Below are 18,877 nucleotides of genomic sequence, written 5' to 3'. Positions count from 1 at the left end.
CGGATCACTTAACGGTCCACATCCGACATAACAAAATCGATACTGCCCAGATAGACGATGAGGTCCGACACCATGCTGCCCTTGATCACCGAGGGGATCTGCTGCAGGTGAGCAAAGCTCGGGGTGCGGATCCGGGTCCGGTAGCTCATGGTGGAGCCGTCACTGGTCAGGTAGTAACTGTTGACCCCCTTGGTCGCCTCAATCATCTGGAACGACTCGGCAGCGGGCATCACCGGGCCCCACGACACTTGCAGGAAGTGGTTGATCAGGGTCTCGATGTGCTGCAGGGTGCGCTCTTTGGGCGGCGGTGTGGTCAGCGGGTGATCCGCCTTGAAGGGGCCCTCCGGCATGTTCTTCATGCACTGCTCGATGATCGACATGCTCTGGCGGATCTCCTCGATCCGCACGGTGGCTCTGTCGTAGGCATCACCATTGCTGCCGACCGGCACTTCAAAGTCGAACTGATCGTAGCCGGAGTAGGGACGCCACTTGCGTACATCGAAGTTGAGGCCGGTGGCGCGCAATCCGGCCCCCGTGGTACCCCAGGACAACGCCTGCTCGGTGGTGTAGGCAGAGACGCCTATGGTGCGACCGCGCAGAATGCTGTTGCGCATCGCCGCTTTTTCGTAATCCATCAGCCGCTTGGGCAGCCAGCTCAGCAGGTTGTCCTGCACCAGCCGCTGCCATCCCTTCGGCAAGTCGTGGGCCACACCGCCGATACGGAACCAGGCCGGGTGCATGCGGGCACCGGTGATCGCTTCGATGATGGTGTAGATCTTCTGCCGGTCGGTGAAGGTGAAGAAGACCGGGGTCATAGCCCCCACGTCCTGGATATAGGTCCCGAGGAACAAGAGGTGGCTCTGGATGCGGAACAGCTCCGCCATCATCACCCGGATCATGTCGACCCGCTGCGGCACCTTGATGCCGGCCAGCTTCTCGACCGCCAGCACATAGGGGAGGTTGTTCATTACCCCGCCCAGATACTCGACCCGGTCGGTATAGGGGATGTAACTGTGCCAGGATTGGCGCTCGCCCATCTTCTCGGCACCACGATGGTGGTAGCCGATGTCGGGCACGCAGTTGCGGATCTCCTCGCCATCGAGCTGCAACACCAACCGGAAGGCGCCGTGAGCAGAGGGGTGGTTGGGGCCGAGGTTGAGGAACATGTAGTCCTCATTCTCGTTGCCGCGGGCCAGGCCCCACTCTTCCGGTTTGAACAGCAGGTTCTCCTGCTCCATGTCCTGTTTGGCGGCATCGAGCATGAAGGGATCGAATTCGGTGGCGCGCGCCGGGTAATCCTTGCGCAGCGGGTGACCCTGCCAGCTCTTGGGCATCATGATGCGGGTCAGATGGGGGTGGCCATCGAAGGTTATGCCCATCAGATCCCACACTTCCCGCTCGTACCAGTTGGCATTGGGGAAGTGGTTGGTGATGGTGGGCAGATGCAGGTCACTCTCGGCCAGCGCCACTTTCAACATCACATCGGCGTTACGGTCGATGGAGATGAGGTGATAGAAGACGGTGAAGTCGCTATGGGGCAGACCGTCGCGATGGCTGCGCAGCCGCTCGTCGGTGGCGCTGAGATCAAACAGCATCACAAACGGGGAGGGCACCTTGCGCAAAAAGCCCATCACATCCTGCAGCAGTTCGCGGGGGAGCCAGACCACCGGTACGCCGGTACGTGTGGTCTGCACGGTGAAGTGCTCGGCGCCAAAGTGGGCAAACAGTTCGCCAATGACTTTGGCATCCTGGTGGTCGCTGGGCTGCCACTGGGCCATGGCGTAATTGCTGGGAAAATCACGAGTCAGTTTCATGGTCAGATCTCATCCGGCGTGCGCAGGTTGGTCACATTGATCCGTTCGCCGCGCTTGCGCTCTTTTTCGGCCTGCATCTGGGGACGGTAGATCCCCTGATCGCCTACCACCCAGGAGAGGGGACGGCGCTCTTTGCCGATGGAGTCCTGCAGCAGCATCAGGGCTTGCAAAAAGGCTTCGGGACGGGGCGGGCAACCCGGAATGTAGACGTCGACCGGCAGGAACTTGTCCACCCCCTGCACCACTGAGTAGATGTCGTACATACCACCCGAGTTGGCACAGGCGCCCATGGAGATCACCCACTTGGGTTCGAGCAACTGTTCATACAGGCGCTGGATGACCGGCGCCATCTTGATGAAGGGGGTCCCTGCAATCACCATGAAATCGGCCTGACGCGGCGAGGCGCGGATCACTTCTGCGCCGAAGCGGGCCACATCGTGGGGGGAGGTGAAGGCGGTACACATCTCTACGTAGCAGCAGGAGATGCCGAAGTTGTAAGGCCAGAGGGAGTTTTTGCGGCCCCAGTTGACTGTGTCTTGCAGCACCTCCTCGAGACGGCCCATCATGATGCCGCGCGTCGCTTCTTGCGCCAGTGGGTCATCGACGGTCTGGCGCTGCTCCTGGGGGTAGCGCTCAACGGGTGCATCCGGGTCAATCCGGGTCAGGGTGTACTTCATGGTGCAACCTCAAGGAAAGGGTCTGTGGTTCAATCACTGTTTTTGTTGTTCAACTGCGGTTTGCGCGGTGACCACTCCAGCGCGCCGATGCGCCAGAGGTAGATCAGGCCGATAAGCAGCAGTCCGATGAAAATGGTGGCTTCAATAAAGCCGACCCAGCCGCTTTCGCGCACGGAAACGGACCAGGCAAATAGGTAGAGCGCCTCGACGTCGAAGATGACGAAGAACATGGCGACCAGATAGAACTTGGCGGAAAAACGCAGACGGGCACTGCCGACCGAGTCGACACCAGATTCGAATGGTTTGTTCTTGGTACGGCCGTAGGCACGGCCCCCCAACAGGGCGGCGAGACCTATCATCACCAGACAGATGGTGATGGCACCGATGACATAAATGGCAAAAGCCCAATGTTGAGCAGAAATATCAGCAAACATAGAGGTTTTTCCTAACCAATTTAATCAAGTGACTTAACAATAATGTTACGCATTATGACACTTTCGTACTGATTTACATGTCATTTTTATGGGTTAATTATTAATCGGTTAACTGGTAATTAAATTTTGTTAAGAAGCGCACTTTTTTGTTGGTTATGGGAGGCGGGAAAGGCTTGGAAAGTGCAGAACCCTGCTCCTCGCCATCACCTGAAAGGGGTAAATGCCGAGAGTGAAGCAAGGTCTGATCGGTATTACGGGTAGGGAAAGCCGGGGTGAGAAAAGTGGGGTCGGGTGAGACGGGCACGATCAAAAGGCAATAAAAAGAGAGGCTCGCAAGCCTCTCCTGTCATCACGTTCCGGTGTCGAGCGTGGTGCGGTCAGGGTTTATTGGCGACCAGCAAGACCTGATCCGGGTAGGCGCCAATGACGCGAAGACCGATATCTCCCGAGGTGATATCCAGATACGCCCGCTGACCATTGGCGGAGGTTACCGTGCCGCTCATCAGATAGACGTAGCCGTCGTTGACCTCTTTACCGCCCCCCGCCATGGCGCGCGGGAAAATGGCTTCATTGAGAGAGGGCTTGTAGCAGGCGTGCTCGACCAGGGTCGCCAGCTCCTTGATGTCGGGCAGACGCCACTGGCTGATACCGCCGAAGTGATAGAGAGCATGGCTGCTGTCACTGCGGATCCGCTCCGCCACTTGCAACCCCTGCTGCCAGTAGTAAACGGTCGGTTCCCCCAGGCAACTGCTGCCACTCCATGTCTGTCCCAGTTTGCAGCGCATCCAGGTGAGGCCGGTGTGTTGATCCGTGACGGTGCCGTTGCCATGGTCAAGAAAACGGGCAGAAGGGGCGGTGCGATCCATGCTGTCATCACAAATGGCAGCACCGTGGGCAAGGGGGGCCAGCAGTGCCAGCATGGCGAACGAAAAACGATAAAGGCTCATGATATTCCTCGAATTATTGTGGGGTAGCGACCAGTCGTACCTGCATCAGTTCGATATAGGTATCTTGCTGCACCAGCGCGGGATAGGTGGTGCCCGCATCGTCTCCCAGGAACAGGGCCGTGCGTTTGCTGATGGGACCACCGGAGAAGCGCTGGGCGGTGTTGCTGGTGGCGCTCCAGTAGTAGCCATCGTAGGTGTCATCTTCCGAGGGGGCGATATCCGGGAAGTAACGGGTGTCCACGATGATGCGTTGACCCAGCGGGTCCTTGGCCAGGCTGCCGTAGTGCATCAGTGACATCAGCTCACCCATGGTGGGCAGCCGCCACTGGCTGATGCCGCAGCGCTGCTCGCCATTGAGCCACTGCTGATACGCGCGGGTGGTCAGCATGGTCGTCAGCGCCTGTGCCCGGGCGAGGGCAGCCAGATCCCCTTCGGCGGTGAGCTGTTCGATCCTGTTATGGATGTGCTGGTAGGCCTCTTTCTGCTCGCCTGCGGTCGCTGTGAATTGCTCATCCTCATAGGCAAAGGGTCTGCTTTTCCAGGCCGGGCTCAAGGGATCATCCGATTTGACCTCCCACACCAGACCGGTATTGAGATCCTTGACGCACTGCCAGCTCGGCGCGTTGTCAGGGAGCGCCTGACCGCGATCATCGAGTTTGCGATAGGCAAGCTGGGGACGCGTGCGATTCCAGCTGGCATCTTGTCCCGGATAGTCGGCGGGTTCCTGTTCCAGCAGCGGATCGTTGCCATCGCTGAAGGTGGTGACGCCGGTGACGGTCAGCAGGTTGCGTGGCTGTTGCTGTACCAACAGGGTCAGCAGCTCGCGTTGGGTCTTTTCGGCAAACTGGCCGTTGCGCTGCCACTCCTGAGCCAATTGCGCCAGCATCAGGCTGATGGCGCGATAGCTGGTGGTGAGCAACTGGCTCTCCTTGGCGGTGGCAAGGCGTGTGCGGGCCTGTTGCTGCAAGCTGATCGCCACCTGTTGCAGCGCCTGATCAAACTGGCCGAGACCTGCGAGGGCCACGCGGTCGCTGCCCGGTTGCAGCGGCGCGAGATCGGCCAGCAGCTGCGCCAGTGCGCGATCGGCGGCCACCCCTTCGGCAATGCGGCTCTGCAACAGGGTGCTGAGCAGGGTCGGTTGTAGCCGTTGTGGATCCCCTTTGGCGGCCGGATGTGCCAGCAGCAGTCCTCCGCTCCTCGGTACGAACAGCAGGGGCGAGTTGACGATGTTGGCCGAACGGCTGACCAGGGCAACAGTTCCTTCGCCGCTGACGGCAGGATCGGCGGGATCACACTGCCAGTTCTGATCCAGATCGGCACACAGGGTACCGGCGGTCGGCAGGGCGACATCGACCCGGTAGTCCGGGATCGCCAGTGGTGCGTTATCTTCCCCGCCGCCACAGGCGCTGAGCAGGGCTGAGAGGGTGGCAATAACCAGTACGGATGGTTTCACTTCACATTCCTTGATTCGGTCACAGGTTCACGGGGGCGGTAACCCCCGTGGTACAGGATTCAACGGCGCGGGGTGCTCCGGCGCCAGAGGCGGGGCCACAGGGCCAGCAACAGCAGCAGGGGGGAAGCCGTGCCACCCCCCCCTTCATCCTGCTCAAGGGGGATGATGCCGGTGTTGGGCTGGGTTTCATCCTTGTCGCAGCGGGCGCCGACTTGCTGGGCGACACGCCAGCTGCGTAACTGACCGGTATCACCGGCGCTGGTGTCGTTGATCTCCAGCAGCCAGCGGCCAGCGAGCGGTTCGCCGTGCAGCTTGTCCAGCGATTCGAACGGTACCAGTTCACGGGGGAACTCCCCCTTGAGCCGGGTATGGCTGGCGTAGCCCTTGTTCCACAGACTGATCCGGGTGCCGTAGGGGGAGGTGAGCCAGATCTCCAGTTGCTCCAGCTTGCTGTGCTCCAGATCGAGGGCGACCACGAATCCGCTGTCGATGCGGGCCTTGCTCTCGGGCAGCGTCAGAGTGAAGCGGGACAGGCCGTGCCGTTCATCGCTCACCGCATCCTTGATCTGGCCACCCTGGCCGATGGCCCGTTGCCAGAGCGGTTCACCGATCGGCAGTTGCAGGTCAAGGCGGGTCTGGCGCTCGGTGGGGCTGGGCAGGGTGAGCTGGAACTGCAGCGGCAAGGTGACCGCCTCGCCACAGGTCAGGTTGCTCGCCGCTTCCAGCGGCAGGGGCCAGCGGGCGGTGCCATCGGCTTTGAGCTCTCCCTGCCAGTGACCATCACCCATGATCCCCTTGGTCGGGAGCAGGCTGGCGTCAGTAACGGTCAGGGGGCGGCCGCTCTGGTTGGTCAATTCGATGGCGAGGCTCTTTTTCTCCCCGGGCAGCAGGTAGCTGTCATCGGCGAGGCGGGCCACGATGGGGGTGGGTAGCAGGGCGTGGTGGCGGAAGGCCTGCTCCAGCAGCTTGCCATAGCTGCGGTCCGGATAGAGGCGGTTGGCGGTATCCACGGTGACGCGCGCCAGCTGGGGCATCCGCACCTGCGGGCCCAGGCCGAAGTGGGATTCAATCAGCAGGGTATCGAACTCGTTACGGGCTACCTCGCCATACTGTTCAACGGCCTGGCGCAGCGCGGTGAAGAGCGGGGTGCCCCACAGCTGGTCGCCGTTGCTGCCATTGATGGTGAGGTGAGCCGGATAGAGGAAGCCCGGGTGATAGCGCGCCCGCAGATCATCGAGCTGACGGGGCGTCCGGCCGCTGATCCTGGCATCCCAGTTGAAGACCATGAAAGGCTCGAACTGGCGAGCCTCTGGGCTGCGCTGACGCCAGCTGGCGGCCAGATAGTCGCTAAAGCCCTCACCGATGGCACCCCAGTCACCCTCGTCTCCCATATCAGGCAGGATATGGTGTTGCACCGCATGGCCAAACTCGTGCCAGATCACCATGGGATCTTCGGCATCGGGCACCCCGACCCGGCCAATTTCCAACCGGCGCAAGAAGGGATCATAGAGTGAGTTGTCCTGCTCCCCGGCATCGGTATCGATGGCCAGGGGGCCGCCCATCAGCGTTGGGTAGCCCAGGGATTCCACGTGGCGCTGGGCCAGATCCAGATGGTAGTAGCCATTGATATCGAGGAAGGCGGGCTGCTGGTGATCCAGCTGGAAGCCATCGGCATCAGGGCTGCTAAAGGGAACGGTTTCCGGCGCAGTGCCGTCCACGACCCGGGCGCGAGGGCCGCTCAGCAGGTAGGTGTCATCCACCTTTTGTACCGTGAGCGGGACGGTACGATAGGCCCCGTTGTCCAGCACCAGATCATGGCGCCACAGCAGGTTGCCATCTTTCAGCTGGGTGCGGGGATCGAGGGCAAAGACGCGGGCTTGCACCGTGGCCGTTTCTCCTGCCAGCGGGGCCGGTTCGGCGCGGGTGCTGGCCTCTTGCAGCGTGCGCCCCAGCAGGGCGCTGCCATCGCAAGTGACAAACAGTTGCCAGTGGCTGCTCTTGCTGTTGCCCGGCTGGCTTTCCACCGCCAGCAGACGCCAGGCCGGAGTCAGTGTGTCGCCATCCTGCCAGTACCAGGACTGAGCTTCGTTACTGCCGGCGAATTGCCACACTGCACCATCCAGCGTGGCGGTATAGGCATCCACCCCGGCGCGGCTGGTGTCGTCACATGGCGTCGCCTGTGCCTGCATCAGTCGGGTATTGTGATAAAGGCGCCACGGGCGACCCTGCTCATCGAGACTGACGGCGGCCATCAGGCCGGCGATCGGTGCGCCATTGAGCTGCTGGCGATAATGCAGATAGTGGCCCAGCTTGCCTTGGCGCTGATAGGCCGGGGCATCACTCAGGGTGACGCCGAGCTGCTGTTCGAGCCAGAGGCGGGGATCGGCCGGGGCGTCCTGTTCGACAAAACGCAGTTCGGCGGCCTCGGTGGCAAAGCCAGCCAACCCCAGCAAGAGGGCGGGCAACAGGGGTTTCATAGTGGTACTCCCAATCAGCGGCAGGGTCATTGGTTGATCCCCGCCAGATACAACAAGAAGGCAAATTCACGAGCCCGATCGCCACCACCGGCACGGTGGCCCCCCTCCAGTTCGGTTAGCAGCAGGTAGGGGCCGGAACCCGTGCTGTGTTCCCGCAGGCGGGCCAGCCATTTGACCGGCTCCCAGTAGGGAACCTGGCTATCGTGCAGGGCGGTAGTGACCAGCAGGGGCGGGTAGGGGGCGCGGTGCAGGTTGTCGTAGGGGCTGATGCGGCGCATCGCCTGATACTCTGCGGGCTTGGCCGGGTTGCCCCACTCCTGGTACTCCTGACGGGTCAAGGGGAGGGCAGGATCGCTCATGGTGCCGAGCATATCGACGAAGGGAACCTGCAACACGGCGCCGCTAAAGAGCGTCGGTTGCTGGTTGAGGGCCGCAGCAACCAGGGTGCCACCGGCGCTGCCACCCATGGCAAACAGGGGCAGAGGGGCTGCGTCGGGCGACCAGTGGCGCAGGGTGCTACCTGCGGCGATAAAGTCGCTGATGCCGTTCTGCTTGTGGATGCCCCGCCCGTCGCGGGTCCACTGCTCCCCCAGCATGCCACCGCCGCGCACATGGGCGATGGCGTAGACAAAGCCCCGATCCAGCAGGCTCAGCAGCTCTTTCTGGTAGTAGGGGCGCATCGGCGTGCCATAGGCGCCATAGCCATAGAGCAGCACGGCGCGGGGGGCCAGATCCTTGCGCCACACCAGTGAGACAGGCACCCGGGTGCCATCGGCAGAGGTGATCCAGCGCCGCTCGCTCTGATAGGGCAATGCTTTATTGCCTGCGGTGTGCTGGTCGTTGATCCACTGACCGCTGTTCAAATCCAGCCAGCGCTGGCCGGGGGGCTGGCTCAAGCCCTGACTGCGCACCAGAATGCGGTCGCTGGCCGGGTCATGTTCTCCTTGCAGCCAGCCGGTACCGGCGCCACTGGCCAGCGGCAGGCGCTGGCGTTCATGGCCGTTGCGATCGAGCAGGGCGAGCCAATCCTCCCCCTGCTGGCGAAACTGCACCACCAGATGGCGATCAAACAGTCGCCACTTCTCGGGATCGCCGAGATCTTCACCTTTGGCGGGCCACAGGCGCTGCCACTCACCGAGCGGCTTGTTGGCTGAGTAGAGGGCAAACGCCCCCTCCTGGTTGCTCTTGATCACCCAGCCGGATTGACTGTCCAGATAGTATTCCACCCCGCGCTGGCGAGGTTTGACCTGCAGCGGCTTGCCCGAGTCGAGCAGGTACTGCTCCGAGCTGTCGTGATTGTTACCCTGCAACACCAGATGCTGGCCATCCGTGGTGCGATAGAGGCTGAGCAGCCAGGCGGGATCCTGCTCCTCATAGAGAGTCTGCTCCTGGCCATCCTGCCAGCCGCGCAACTGCCAGGGGCGCAGGGTATCGCGCTCGTTGGCGATGGTGTAGAGGGTGCGACCATCTTGTGACCAGACGAGATCGGCGCTGCGCTGCGCCAAGCTGGCCAGTGCCTTGCCGCTGTGGATATCGAGCAGGGTGATCTGATAGTCGAGATCGCCGCGCCTGTCTTCGGCGATGGCCAGCGTGCGGTTATCCGGGCTCAGGGCCCAGCCGCCCGCTTCGTAATAGCCCTCACCCGCTCTGGCGGGAAGCCGTTGCTGTGCCTTGCCCCCGTGGCGTTGCCAGAGGGAGCCGTCCGGGCGCAGCTGCCATGCCTGATCGCCGCGCACAAGCCAGTTGTCCGGCACAGGTTTCCCCGCCGGATGGCGGGCAAACTCGGCGCGCAGGGTCGCTTCCAGCGGCTGCTGCGCGGCGAGTTGCTGCTCGCTCCAGCGATTTTGCTGCTTGAGCAGAGCGAGTATGGCCGGGTTGCTGCGGCTTTCGTCCCGCAACCAGAAGTAGGGATCCTGGCGTACGGGATTGCCCGAAATCAGGTGTAGCTGGGACGGGATCTGCGGTGGCAGGGCCTCTTGCGCCCACGCCAACGGGGCGGCCAAGAGGGCCGCCATGATTGCATGGTGCTTCATCACATCCCCACGAAACGGTAGCTGAGGCTGGCGGACAGGTAACGGCCGCTCTGGCTGTAGAGGGAGGTGTCGCTGCCAGCCGGGAGTCCGGCCACATCCTGATAGCGGACGTAGCGGGTATCGAGCAGGTTGCCGATGGTGGCATTGACCTTGAGCGCGTCGGTGATCTGCCAGTCGCCGGTGAGATCCAGGCTGAACCAGCCCGCGCTGCTCTGGCAGGCACCGCTGTAGCCAGTCTGCGCACTGGCGCACCGGGGCACCTTGGTCATGGCGGCGGCATAGTTGCCACTGAGCTCAACCCCCCAGTCGAGCTGTTGCCAGCGCAGGGTGGTGTTGCCTTCCAGCGGTGTCTGGGTACGCAGCGGCTCGCCGCGGTGATCCTTGCCATCCATCCAGGCCAGATTGGTCGAAAGCTCCCACTCGTCGCTCAGCCAGAGGCTGGCGGCCAGCTCGGCGCCCCAGGTTTCTGCTTTGGCGACGTTGCGATACTGGCGCAGGAAGACACCGTCATCGAGGCGGAAACCGGTCTGGCGCCAGTCGATGAAGTTGTAGTAGCGGTTGTAGAAAACGGCCGGTTTGACGCTCCAGTTGTCACTTTGGCCATTCACTCCCCACTCCAGACTGTGGCTGGTCTCCTCCTTGAGGTTGGGGTTGGCAATGATCTCGAACGGCGGCATGGCAAAGTAGTGGGGAATGTTGCCGTAAACCTGATCGTAAGCGGGGGCGCGGAAGCCGTTGGCATAGCTGAGCCAGCTGCGCCATGTCTCGTTGAAGCGGTAACTGGCCGCCAGACTGGGGGAGATGTGGTCGCTGCGGTTCTCGGCCAGATTGCTGTCCGGTGCGCGCAGGCGCTGGCGGTCAAAGCGCAGGGTCGGGGTAAACTGCCAGCTGCCCAGATCGATCACATCGCTCAGCCAGATGCCATCTCGGCGGGTCTCGGCCTTGCTGAAGGGGGCTTTCTGTCCCTGGGTGGTGATGCCATCTTCCAGGGTGAGATTGCTGACCGGCCGCTCGTGGTTGGCCTGCTCCAGCTCCACTCCGTAGCTGAAGGTGTGATCCAGCGCGCCGGTGGTCAGCTTGCTCTGCAGCTCCAGCTCGCTGCCAAGGCGCAGCTCCTCGAACGTGGAGAGGGTGCGCTGGCTGCGATATCTGGGATAGCCGCTCAGTGCATCGTTGCGCAGCAGCTGGCGCTGGTTGGCCTCGTTGCGGGACTGGTTGCCAAACAGGCTCCAGTTGAGGGTGTCGACCATGCCCAGATCGTTGGCTTCCCAGCTGAACTTGCCGCCCTGAGTACGTTGATCACTGTTTTCCTGAAAGCCGACCACATCCCAGCTGCCATCGGGTTGGGGCACCGCCTTGGGGCCCATCAGGCGTTTGGCGTGATCCTCGTAGTAGTCCAGCTCCAGCCGCAGAGCGTGATGGGTATTGAGGGGGAGGCGGCTGCTGGTGGAGGCACTCATGCCATCCAGATCTGCCGGAATGCGGTTCTCCTCAAAGTTGGCCGTTTCGTTGCCGCGCCAGCCGGAGAGGCGCAACAGATGTTCGCTCTCCAGCGCCCGCGCCGCGCCGGTCATGCTGAGCTTCTTCTTGTTGCTGTCGCCACCGTAGAGGGTTTTGGCCGCCAGATAGCTATCCTGCTGTTGCAGATAATCTTCCGGCTGCTTGGTGTTCATCACCACGGTGCCACCGATGGCATCCGAGCCATGCAGGGAGGAGCCAGCCCCCTTGGCCACCTCAATCTGCTTGATGTCATCGAGATCGAAGTTGAAGCGCCCCACCTTGTCATTGATGTTGTCGGCGCCAAAGCCGTCACTGACGCGCACACCATCCTTGATCAGCAGGATGCGGTTGCCCCCGATGCCGCGCACGCTGATGTTTTGCGGTCGCCCGGCAGAGCCGGTGACCGAGACGCCGGGGATCTTGCGAAACACATGGGTCAGCTCGCTGGCGACCTGACGGTCCAGCTCTTCCTGAGTGATGACGGTGATGGAGCCGGAGACATCGGAGAGTTTCTGTTGTACCCGTTGTCCGGTGACAATGATGGTGTCGTCGCTGCGCGCCTTCTCCACAGGAGGAAGATCGGCCGCGCCAGCCGAGGCACACAGGAGTGCCGGCCATGCCTGAAGCAGTTTGTTCATAATGATAATTGTTTTTATTTAAGCCTGAGGGGCGGCATTATTGCAGAGGCCTGACCACTTGACAATAAATGGAAATCATTATCATTAAGATCTTATGATGTTGATATTACTGAGTTATTTGTTTTTAAAAAGAAACTCCCGCGCGAGGCGGGAGCAGGGTGATCAGGGTTTGAGCAGTTGCAGCGACTCTTCTGCTGCCTTGCCTTGGGAGAGGGTGATATCGACCCGGCGGTTCGCCTGGCGATGTTCGGGGGTGTCATTGGCGAAACGGGGCTGGGTGTCGGCAACACCCTGGGCAATGACCCGTCTGGCATCCAGCTGGGGGTTGGCCAGCATGGTCTGCACGATGGAGGAGGCCCGCAGCACCGAGAGCTCCCAGTTGTTGCGATAGAGCTCCACCGGCGCTTGGGAGTTGTCGGTATGACCGGTGACCACTACCTGCCCCGGGATGTTGGCCAAAATGCCGGCGATCTTGTTGACCAGCGGGATGAACTGGGGCTGCAGGAACGCCGAATCGGAGGGGAACAGCGCCTTTTCGCCGATGCGGATCACCAGCTGACTGCCAAGCTGCTCGACCTCCAGATCCTTGGATTCGATCTGTGCCTTGAGTTGCTGTTCCAGCTTCTGCTTGGTCACCTGCACCCACTCCTGCTCCTTGGTCTTGTGGGGCCAGGATTCGGTGGCGCTCGGTTTTTCCGAGGCACCTATGGTCTCGTTGAAGGGGTCAGATGCCGCGGGTTGCGCCTCTTTATCCAGCAGGGTCTCTTTTTCCGAGCTGCTGGGGGTGGTCTTCGATTCCGGTTCAAGAATGCCGGTACCGCCCTGCATCACGGGTGAGCCGGCAGGAGGGGAGATGAGGCCGATTTTACCCAGTGACTCGATAAAGCCCTGGATAAGCACCCGGGTTTCGGACTGCTTGGCCATGGCAAAGGAGTAGAGCACCACAAACAGGGCAAACAGCAGGGTCATGAAGTCGGCATAGGAGACCAGCCAGCGTTCGTGGTTCTCCGGCGCTTCAGCTTTTTTCTTTTTGGCCACCATGGCCTCCCAGATAAGGTTCGAGGGTAACTTGCAGGCGCGCTTGGGACTCGCCATCCACGATGCAGAGAATGCCGGTCAGGGTCATCTCCTTGTAGTGGCGGATCTGGTGGGCAAATCCCTTGTAGCGGTTGCCGAACGGCAAGAAGATCAGGTTGGCGGCGGATACCCCGTAGATGGTGGCGATAAAGGCCACCGCGATGGCACCACCCAGCTTGTCGGGGGCATCCAGCAGACCCATGGCATGGATCAGGCCAAATACCGCACCGACGATCCCCATGGTCGGGCAGTAGCCCCCCATGGCTTCATAGAATTTGACTGTCTGTTCGAGATCTTCCTGTTCAAATTCGATCTCGTTCTCCAGCACCTCGTGGATTTTGTTCTTCTCGTAGCCATCGACCATCATCTGCACCCCTTTCTTCAGGAAGGGATCCTTGATCTCCTCGATCATCCCTTCCAGCGCCAGCATACCGCTGCGGCGGGCGTTGCCTGCAAGGGTCTCCAGCAACTGGGCCTGTTCCAGCATGTCGAGTTTGAGGGGGGAGAGCAGCCATTTGAAGCGCTTCAAGGTGCTGCCGACGACGGAGAAAGGAAACTGGGTCAGCGCAGCACCTATGGTGCCGCCGATTACGATAAGGAATGCGGGCAGATCGAGCAGTGCACTGGGGTGACCACCCTCGATCATGTTGCCGCCAAGGATGGCGATCAACGCCAGTACCAAGCCAATCAAACTCATTTTTTACACGTCCCTGCATGTTGATAATGGCTAGTGTAGCTACTTAAGTATCAGTTTTTCAAAATGATATCCAATCGCTGAGCAATTAATGGGCGCTGAGTAACATTCGCAAGGGGAGGTGTGTTGCGCTAATGAGATGGCCTTGCAATCACCTTGTTGCACTGCGCCGTGACAGGGGGAACGTTTGTCGGGTTGGGCAATCACAAGTACAGGATAGGAGGGGGACGTGAGCTGGAAATACGAACAGTCCTGATGTTGCCATCAGGGCATTGCAAACCGGGGTGGTGAGAGCATGGATGATCCGCTACTGCGTGGCTTGTGCTCCCTTGTCGGCATAGGTGTTTGCATTTGCCGGAAAGCAAAAAACCGACCCTGAGGTCGGTTTTTTAAATTTGGCGGTGAGGGAGGGATTCGAACCCTCGATACGTTGCCGTATACACACTTTCCAGGCGTGCTCCTTCAGCCACTCGGACACCTCACCAAATTTTGGTCTGTGGTTTAACGTGTTCAGCCAACACGGTGTTCACTGCGCTGTTGCGCTGGAACGGGGCGTAATTTAGGGGAAAGGGCTGTGTGGGTCAACCTCTTTTCCCCTTATTTTTCATAATCTTTTCCGAATGACTAACCCTTGCGCAGAATGCCGGTTTTTTAAACCGGATCAGGGCTTGTCGAGGATGATCAGACTGTCCGGCAGCTCGTTTTGATCCCGGGTGGCCGGGAAGGCGTCGGTCAGAATGGCGCTGACGCGCTCCACGCACTCCAGAAAACCCTGTTCGATCTCCTTGTTGCGCACTCTCGCCACGAAGTCGTCGATGATCTCCTGCCACTGGCCATTGTCGATATGCTGGGCGATGCCGTCATCCACCAGTATTTCTACATAGTGCTCGGCGGCAGAGACGAAGATCAGCACACCGAGCCGGTCGCGGGTGCGGTGCAGCCCCTGCTCGACAAATTGCAGGCGGGCCATCAGCGCCGCCCGGTGCTGGCGTACTTTCTTCGGGATCAGCCGCATCTTGATGGGCGTCCAGTGGAACAGCAGGCTCAGCAGCAGCCAGACCGACCACTGCACCAGCAGGATCTCGTACCAGCCGAGCCAGAAGCCGAGCTGGAACACCAGCAGTGGGGTGAGCATCGCCAGCAGCGCCGCCCAGAGGGTGGGAATGTAGCGATAGCCATCGCTGGCCGGGGCCAGCACGGTGACCAGTTCAGCATCAGTCTCTAGCTCCGCTTCGCGCACCTTGGCCTGAAGCGTGTGGAAGAACTGTTTAGAAATCATGATTTGTCTCTTTACTCCTGTTACCAGCCACCGGAGGCTCCGCCGCCGCCAAAACTGCCGCCGCCACCGCTGAATCCGCCGCCAGAGCGACCACCAAAGGCGCCGGAACCAAATCCACCGGCCATGTAGGCCGCCCGACGTCGTCCTCCCGGCCCACCGCCGCCCCCCCCGCGCAGGTTGTGGAGCACGATCATCGCAATCACCACCAGAATAAACAGCCAGGGGCCACCGGATGTCTCATCCTTCTGCTGCTCGACCGGCTGATATTCCCCGGCGAGTGCCTTCATGATGCTCTGGCTGCCCGCCATGATCCCGGCCACCATATCGCCGCGCTTGAAGGCGGGCAGGATGCGGCCATGGATGATGTTGGCGGCGATGGCGTCGGGCAAGGCTCCTTCCAGCCCGTATCCCACCTCGATCCGCACCTTGCGCTCATCCTGGGCGATCAGCAACAGCACACCGTTGTTCTTGCCTTTCTGGCCGATCCCCCAGTGGCGACCGAGCTGGTAGCCATACTCCTCGATAGTCTCCCCATCGAGGCTGTCGACGGAGACCACCACCAGCTGGATACCGCTGCGCTTTTCAAAGGCGGCCAGCTGCTGGGTCAGTTGATGGGCCTGTTTGCGAGACATCAGCGCTGCCTCGTCCACCACCCGTCCGCTCAACGCCGGAAAGTTCGGCGCGGCCTGCAGCGCCGCCGTCCAGAGCAGCAGAAAAGGGAGCAGCGCACGCAGCATCATCTTCATTGGAAGCTGACCTTGGGCGCCTCATCGGCACCGGGTTTGGCACTGAAACTGGGTTTGGCTTCCAGATCCGAGTAGAGCAATTTGGACCAGATGACGCCGGGGAAGGTGCGGATCTCGGTATTGAACTGGCGCACCGCCTCGATATAGTCGCGGCGGGCCACCGAGATGCGGTTCTCGGTTCCTTCCAGCTGGGCTTGCAGGGTCAGGAACTGCTGATCCGCTTTCAGCTCGGGGTAGCGTTCGACCACCACCATCAGGCGGGAGAGGGCTCTGGAGAGCTGGTTCTGCGCCGCTTCAAACTCCTTGAGTTGGGCAGGATCGCTCACCTGCACGCTGCCGACCCGGGCGCGGGCATCGGTAACCGCCTTGAGGGTCTCCTGCTCATGGCTGGCGTAGCCCTTGACGGTCGCCACCAGATTGGGAATGAGATCGGCGCGGCGCTGATACTGGTTCTCCACCTGTCCCCAGCTCGCCTTGACCTGCTCATCCAGGGTCGGGATGTTGTTCATGCCGCAGCCGGTCAGGCCGAGCAGCAGGGTCAGGGTCAACAGGCTCTGCGTGGTGCTGCGCCAGAGTGATGTGGCCATCTTGTTGTTCTCCTTTGATATTTCGAGTCGATAGTGCGCCATGGATGGTGCACGACCAAGAGTGCATCACCATACCAGCTCGGGGTCAGTTGCCACAACGCGCAGGTAGCTCGGGTCGCTTGTTGATGCCTGAGACCTTGGGCAGCTGGGGCTTGTCCTTGAGCCAGGAGGCCAGCTCTTCCCCGCAGCCGTTGCCGGGAGGAATGGGGGCCTGGGGCTCGCAATCGGGGCTACCCACCGGGCAGCGCAGCCGCACATGGAAGTGGCTGAAGTGGCCCACCCAGGGGCGCAGCTTGGCGACCCAGGGTTCATCACCCGCCTGCTGGCAGACCGCGGATTTGATCACCGGATTGACAAAGATGCGGGCTACCTCGGGTTTGCTGGCCGCCAGCCGCAGCAGGGTGAGCTGCTGCGTGCCAAAGCGCCCCGGCAGCATCTTGTAGCTGGGCTCATCGATCAACGCCCACTCCTTGGGGGCATCCTGTTCCCACTTGCTGATGGGGCGGTTGGCCATGCGAAACCAGATATCGGCATCAAGGCCAGTCTGGTGGCTGCGATGGCCGGAGGTAAAGGGGCCGCCACGGGCCATCGCCAGATCGGCGATATAGAGAGCCGGCAGCCCGGCCATGCGGGTCTGGTTGGCCAGCGCCTGCAGGTAGTGGATAAGGTCGGGGTGGCCGTAGTAGCGCAGCCGCTTGGTGCGGATCACCTGATAACCCGGCCCTTCGAGGGGCAGGGATACGCCGTTTTTCAGGCAACCGGCGGCATAACCGCCGATGGCTTCCGCTTGCAATACGGTCGCCAGCAACAGGGACGTCAGCATTTGCGTGCTCCTTGTCTTGCTTCGAGTCGGCTCAGCAGTACGAACAGACTCAAACATATCAATAAATAGGCAGCTGCCACCAGCAGCCAGATCTCGTACACCAGTCCGCTGGAGTTAGCCATCTCGGTGCCGACGAAGGTGAGCTCCTGCACCGAGATAAGCGAAACGATGGCGGTATCCTTCACCAGCGCGATGAGCTGGCCGGTGAGGGGGGGCAGCATCAGCAGCATGGCCTGCGGCAGGATCACTCGGCGCAGCCGCACCCGGGGAGCGAGCCCGAGGCTCTGCGCCGCCTCCCATTGACCACGGGGGATGGCGGCCAGCCCGGCGCGGACGATCTCGGCGACGAAGGCGGCGCTGATCATCCCGACACAGAGGGTGCCTGAGATAAGGTTCTCCCAACGGGCTGGTGGGCCAAACAGCGCCTCTTGCCACGGGGAGAGTGATATGGTGCCGAGCCAGCGGGAGAGGCCGCTCGCGGGCAGCAGCTGGTTGGCGATAAAAAAGTAGAAGATGAAGATAAAGACCAGCGGTGGCAGATTGCGGATCAGCTGGATAAACAGGGTCGCGGGCATCACCAGCCAGGGGCGGCGGCTGAAGGCGGCTACCCCCAAAGCAGTGCCGAGCAGCAGCGCTAGCACCATGCCGAGCAGGGCGATGCGCAAGGTGGTGAGCAGACCGCTGAAAAAGTAGGGCAACTCGCCGTGAGGGCCGGGGGTGAACAGCAGATCGAAGGCTTCATGCCAGCGCCACTGATAGGCCACCCCGATGTGCAAGCGGCTGGCCAGCCAGAGGCCAGCCAGCAGCAGGAGCAGGGCGATCACCCCATCCAGCCAGTTGATGCGCCGGATGGTCTGTTTGAGAGCCATCAGCATCAGGGGTTGGCGACCTGCGCTTCCCACGCCAGCGACTTGAACCAGTAGTCATGGCGCGCCTTGAGCCAGCCATCGGCCTGACGGGCGGCGATCCACTCGTTGAACTGTTCAGCCAGGGCATCATCCCCCTTGCGCAGGGCAAACCCTTCACTCCCCTCTGCCAGCGGATGGGCAAATGGCATAAAGAGCGCATCGGGGTGGCGCAGCGTTTCTTGTTCCGGTTTGGGTGAGGAGGAGAGGGCGCCGTGGGCGCGGCCGTTCAGCACTTCCTGAAATACCTGTGACTCGTCATCAAACTGGCGCAGGGTGGCTTTGGGGAAGTGTTCTTTGGCTACCTGTACCGGCGAGGCGCCACGGCGTACCGCCAGGATCACCCCGCGCTGGTTGAAGTCCGCCACGGTTTTCTTCTCTTTGGCCATGGTGCTGGAGGCGGCCAGCTGCACCCCGGAGTGGGAGTAGGCCTGGGTGAAGCGCACGCTCTTCTCCCGCTCGGGGGTGATGGTGAGGCCACCGATGATGACGTCATATTTTTTCGCCAACAGGGAGGGGATGATGCCATCCCAGGCGGTAGGCACGAACTCTACCTGCCAGCCGTTGTCGGTGGCGAGGCGACGGGCCACGTCAATCTCGAAACCGATCAGGGCCCCCTGCTTGTCGCGCATCGCCCAGGGGGCGAAGGTGGACATGCCGACCCGCAGGGTACCGCTCTGCTCGATCTGCGCCTGGGTGTCGGAGGGGGCAGTTTGTGCCAGTGCCGGAGTGAGCAGGCTTGCCAGCAGCAGGGCAGCGCCCGACAGGGTGGTCTTGAATGACAGATTCATGG

General features: G+C 61.5%; 16 protein-coding genes and 1 tRNA gene. All 17 read right to left on the bottom strand.

Going from position 1 to position 18,877, the window contains the following annotated elements; translation table 11 throughout:
- Positions 1–8: 8 nt before the first annotated feature.
- The 17 genes from nuoC to OKC40_RS05100 all read right to left on the bottom strand — a co-directional run bounded on the left by nuoC (position 9) and on the right by OKC40_RS05100 (position 18,875).
- Positions 9–1,814, bottom strand: a complete 1,806-nt coding sequence (gene nuoC / locus OKC40_RS05180) for an NADH-quinone oxidoreductase subunit C/D (protein ID WP_270794392.1) — start codon at positions 1,812–1,814, stop codon at positions 9–11.
- A 2-nt stretch (positions 1,815–1,816) separates the two neighbouring features.
- Positions 1,817–2,491, bottom strand: a complete 675-nt coding sequence (locus OKC40_RS05175) for a NuoB/complex I 20 kDa subunit family protein (RefSeq protein ID WP_005344917.1) — start codon at positions 2,489–2,491, stop codon at positions 1,817–1,819.
- A 29-nt stretch (positions 2,492–2,520) separates the two neighbouring features.
- Entirely contained in the window at positions 2,521–2,925 is a 405-nt protein-coding gene (locus OKC40_RS05170) for an NADH-quinone oxidoreductase subunit A (RefSeq protein WP_075112542.1), read from the bottom strand.
- Between the two features lie 377 nt (positions 2,926–3,302).
- Positions 3,303–3,872, bottom strand: coding sequence for an Lcl C-terminal domain-containing protein (locus tag OKC40_RS05165; protein WP_270794390.1), 570 nt, complete (start codon positions 3,870–3,872; stop codon positions 3,303–3,305).
- 13 nt (positions 3,873–3,885) lie between these two features.
- A complete protein-coding gene (locus OKC40_RS05160; RefSeq protein WP_270794389.1) occupies positions 3,886–5,325 on the bottom strand; it encodes an Lcl C-terminal domain-containing protein in 1,440 nt (479 codons plus the stop codon).
- A gap of 59 nt (positions 5,326–5,384) precedes the next feature.
- A complete protein-coding gene (locus tag OKC40_RS05155; RefSeq protein ID WP_270794388.1) occupies positions 5,385–7,832 on the bottom strand; it encodes a proprotein convertase P-domain-containing protein in 2,448 nt (815 codons plus the stop codon).
- Positions 7,829–9,835: a prolyl oligopeptidase family serine peptidase gene (locus OKC40_RS05150; RefSeq protein ID WP_270794387.1), complete on the bottom strand. Its 2,007-nt coding sequence runs from the start codon at positions 9,833–9,835 to the stop codon at positions 7,829–7,831. Before OKC40_RS05150 ends, OKC40_RS05155 begins: the two co-directional genes overlap by 4 nt.
- Complete coding sequence (locus OKC40_RS05145) at positions 9,835–11,973, bottom strand: TonB-dependent hemoglobin/transferrin/lactoferrin family receptor (RefSeq protein ID WP_270794385.1); 2,139 nt, start codon at positions 11,971–11,973, stop codon at positions 9,835–9,837. The genes OKC40_RS05150 and OKC40_RS05145 overlap by 1 nt, the downstream gene beginning before the upstream one ends.
- Before the next feature lie 162 nt (positions 11,974–12,135).
- A complete protein-coding gene (locus tag OKC40_RS05140; protein WP_270794384.1) occupies positions 12,136–13,014 on the bottom strand; it encodes a flagellar motor protein MotB in 879 nt (292 codons plus the stop codon).
- A complete protein-coding gene (locus OKC40_RS05135; RefSeq protein WP_075112536.1) occupies positions 12,989–13,747 on the bottom strand; it encodes a flagellar motor protein in 759 nt (252 codons plus the stop codon). Before OKC40_RS05135 ends, OKC40_RS05140 begins: the two co-directional genes overlap by 26 nt.
- Positions 13,748–14,140: 393 nt before the next feature.
- Positions 14,141–14,228, bottom strand: a tRNA-Ser gene (locus tag OKC40_RS05130).
- Between the two features lie 177 nt (positions 14,229–14,405).
- Entirely contained in the window at positions 14,406–15,023 is a 618-nt protein-coding gene (locus OKC40_RS05125) for a TPM domain-containing protein (protein WP_005337196.1), read from the bottom strand.
- Positions 15,024–15,043: 20 nt separating this feature from the next.
- Positions 15,044–15,769, bottom strand: a complete 726-nt coding sequence (locus OKC40_RS05120) for a TPM domain-containing protein (RefSeq protein ID WP_270794381.1) — start codon at positions 15,767–15,769, stop codon at positions 15,044–15,046.
- Positions 15,766–16,356, bottom strand: coding sequence for a LemA family protein (locus OKC40_RS05115; RefSeq protein WP_270794379.1), 591 nt, complete (start codon positions 16,354–16,356; stop codon positions 15,766–15,768). The genes OKC40_RS05120 and OKC40_RS05115 overlap by 4 nt, the downstream gene beginning before the upstream one ends.
- Before the next feature lie 85 nt (positions 16,357–16,441).
- Positions 16,442–17,179, bottom strand: coding sequence for a penicillin-insensitive murein endopeptidase (mepA, locus tag OKC40_RS05110; protein ID WP_139708351.1), 738 nt, complete (start codon positions 17,177–17,179; stop codon positions 16,442–16,444).
- The gene (locus OKC40_RS05105; RefSeq protein WP_333563265.1) at positions 17,173–18,054 is read right to left on the bottom strand and encodes an amino acid ABC transporter permease; all 882 of its coding nucleotides are present in this window, start codon (positions 18,052–18,054) and stop codon (positions 17,173–17,175) included. Before OKC40_RS05105 ends, mepA begins: the two co-directional genes overlap by 7 nt.
- Positions 18,054–18,875 (bottom strand): transporter substrate-binding domain-containing protein, encoded by an 822-nt coding sequence (locus OKC40_RS05100; protein WP_270794373.1) that lies wholly within the window; start codon positions 18,873–18,875, stop codon positions 18,054–18,056. Before OKC40_RS05100 ends, OKC40_RS05105 begins: the two co-directional genes overlap by 1 nt.
- Positions 18,876–18,877 lie beyond the last annotated feature (2 nt).

Origin of the sequence: Aeromonas sp. QDB11 (assembly GCF_027705265.1) — a bacterium.
Taxonomy (GTDB): Bacteria; Pseudomonadota; Gammaproteobacteria; order Enterobacterales; family Aeromonadaceae; genus Aeromonas; species Aeromonas allosaccharophila.
The sequence above is the reverse complement of the archived record's forward strand: the minus strand, read 5'-3'. Positions and strand labels throughout refer to the sequence as shown.

Bases quoted from the DNA above. Each gene is read 5' to 3' on its own strand.
- nuoC (WP_270794392.1), bottom strand. From the start codon at position 1,814: ATGAAACTGACTCGTGATTTTCCCAGCAATTACGCCATGGCCCAGTGG.
- OKC40_RS05175 (WP_005344917.1), bottom strand. From the start codon at position 2,491: ATGAAGTACACCCTGACCCGGATTGACCCGGATGCACCCGTTGAGCGC.
- OKC40_RS05170 (WP_075112542.1), bottom strand. From the start codon at position 2,925: ATGTTTGCTGATATTTCTGCTCAACATTGGGCTTTTGCCATTTATGTC.
- OKC40_RS05165 (WP_270794390.1), bottom strand. From the start codon at position 3,872: ATGAGCCTTTATCGTTTTTCGTTCGCCATGCTGGCACTGCTGGCCCCC.
- OKC40_RS05155 (WP_270794388.1), bottom strand. From the start codon at position 7,832: ATGACCCTGCCGCTGATTGGGAGTACCACTATGAAACCCCTGTTGCCC.
- OKC40_RS05150 (WP_270794387.1), bottom strand. From the start codon at position 9,835: ATGAAGCACCATGCAATCATGGCGGCCCTCTTGGCCGCCCCGTTGGCG.
- OKC40_RS05145 (WP_270794385.1), bottom strand. From the start codon at position 11,973: ATGAACAAACTGCTTCAGGCATGGCCGGCACTCCTGTGTGCCTCGGCT.
- OKC40_RS05140 (WP_270794384.1), bottom strand. From the start codon at position 13,014: ATGGTGGCCAAAAAGAAAAAAGCTGAAGCGCCGGAGAACCACGAACGC.
- OKC40_RS05135 (WP_075112536.1), bottom strand. From the start codon at position 13,747: ATGAGTTTGATTGGCTTGGTACTGGCGTTGATCGCCATCCTTGGCGGC.
- OKC40_RS05125 (WP_005337196.1), bottom strand. From the start codon at position 15,023: ATGATTTCTAAACAGTTCTTCCACACGCTTCAGGCCAAGGTGCGCGAA.
- OKC40_RS05120 (WP_270794381.1), bottom strand. From the start codon at position 15,769: ATGAAGATGATGCTGCGTGCGCTGCTCCCTTTTCTGCTGCTCTGGACG.
- OKC40_RS05115 (WP_270794379.1), bottom strand. From the start codon at position 16,356: ATGGCCACATCACTCTGGCGCAGCACCACGCAGAGCCTGTTGACCCTG.
- mepA (WP_139708351.1), bottom strand. From the start codon at position 17,179: ATGCTGACGTCCCTGTTGCTGGCGACCGTATTGCAAGCGGAAGCCATC.
- OKC40_RS05105 (WP_333563265.1), bottom strand. From the start codon at position 18,054: ATGCTGATGGCTCTCAAACAGACCATCCGGCGCATCAACTGGCTGGAT.
- OKC40_RS05100 (WP_270794373.1), bottom strand. From the start codon at position 18,875: ATGAATCTGTCATTCAAGACCACCCTGTCGGGCGCTGCCCTGCTGCTG.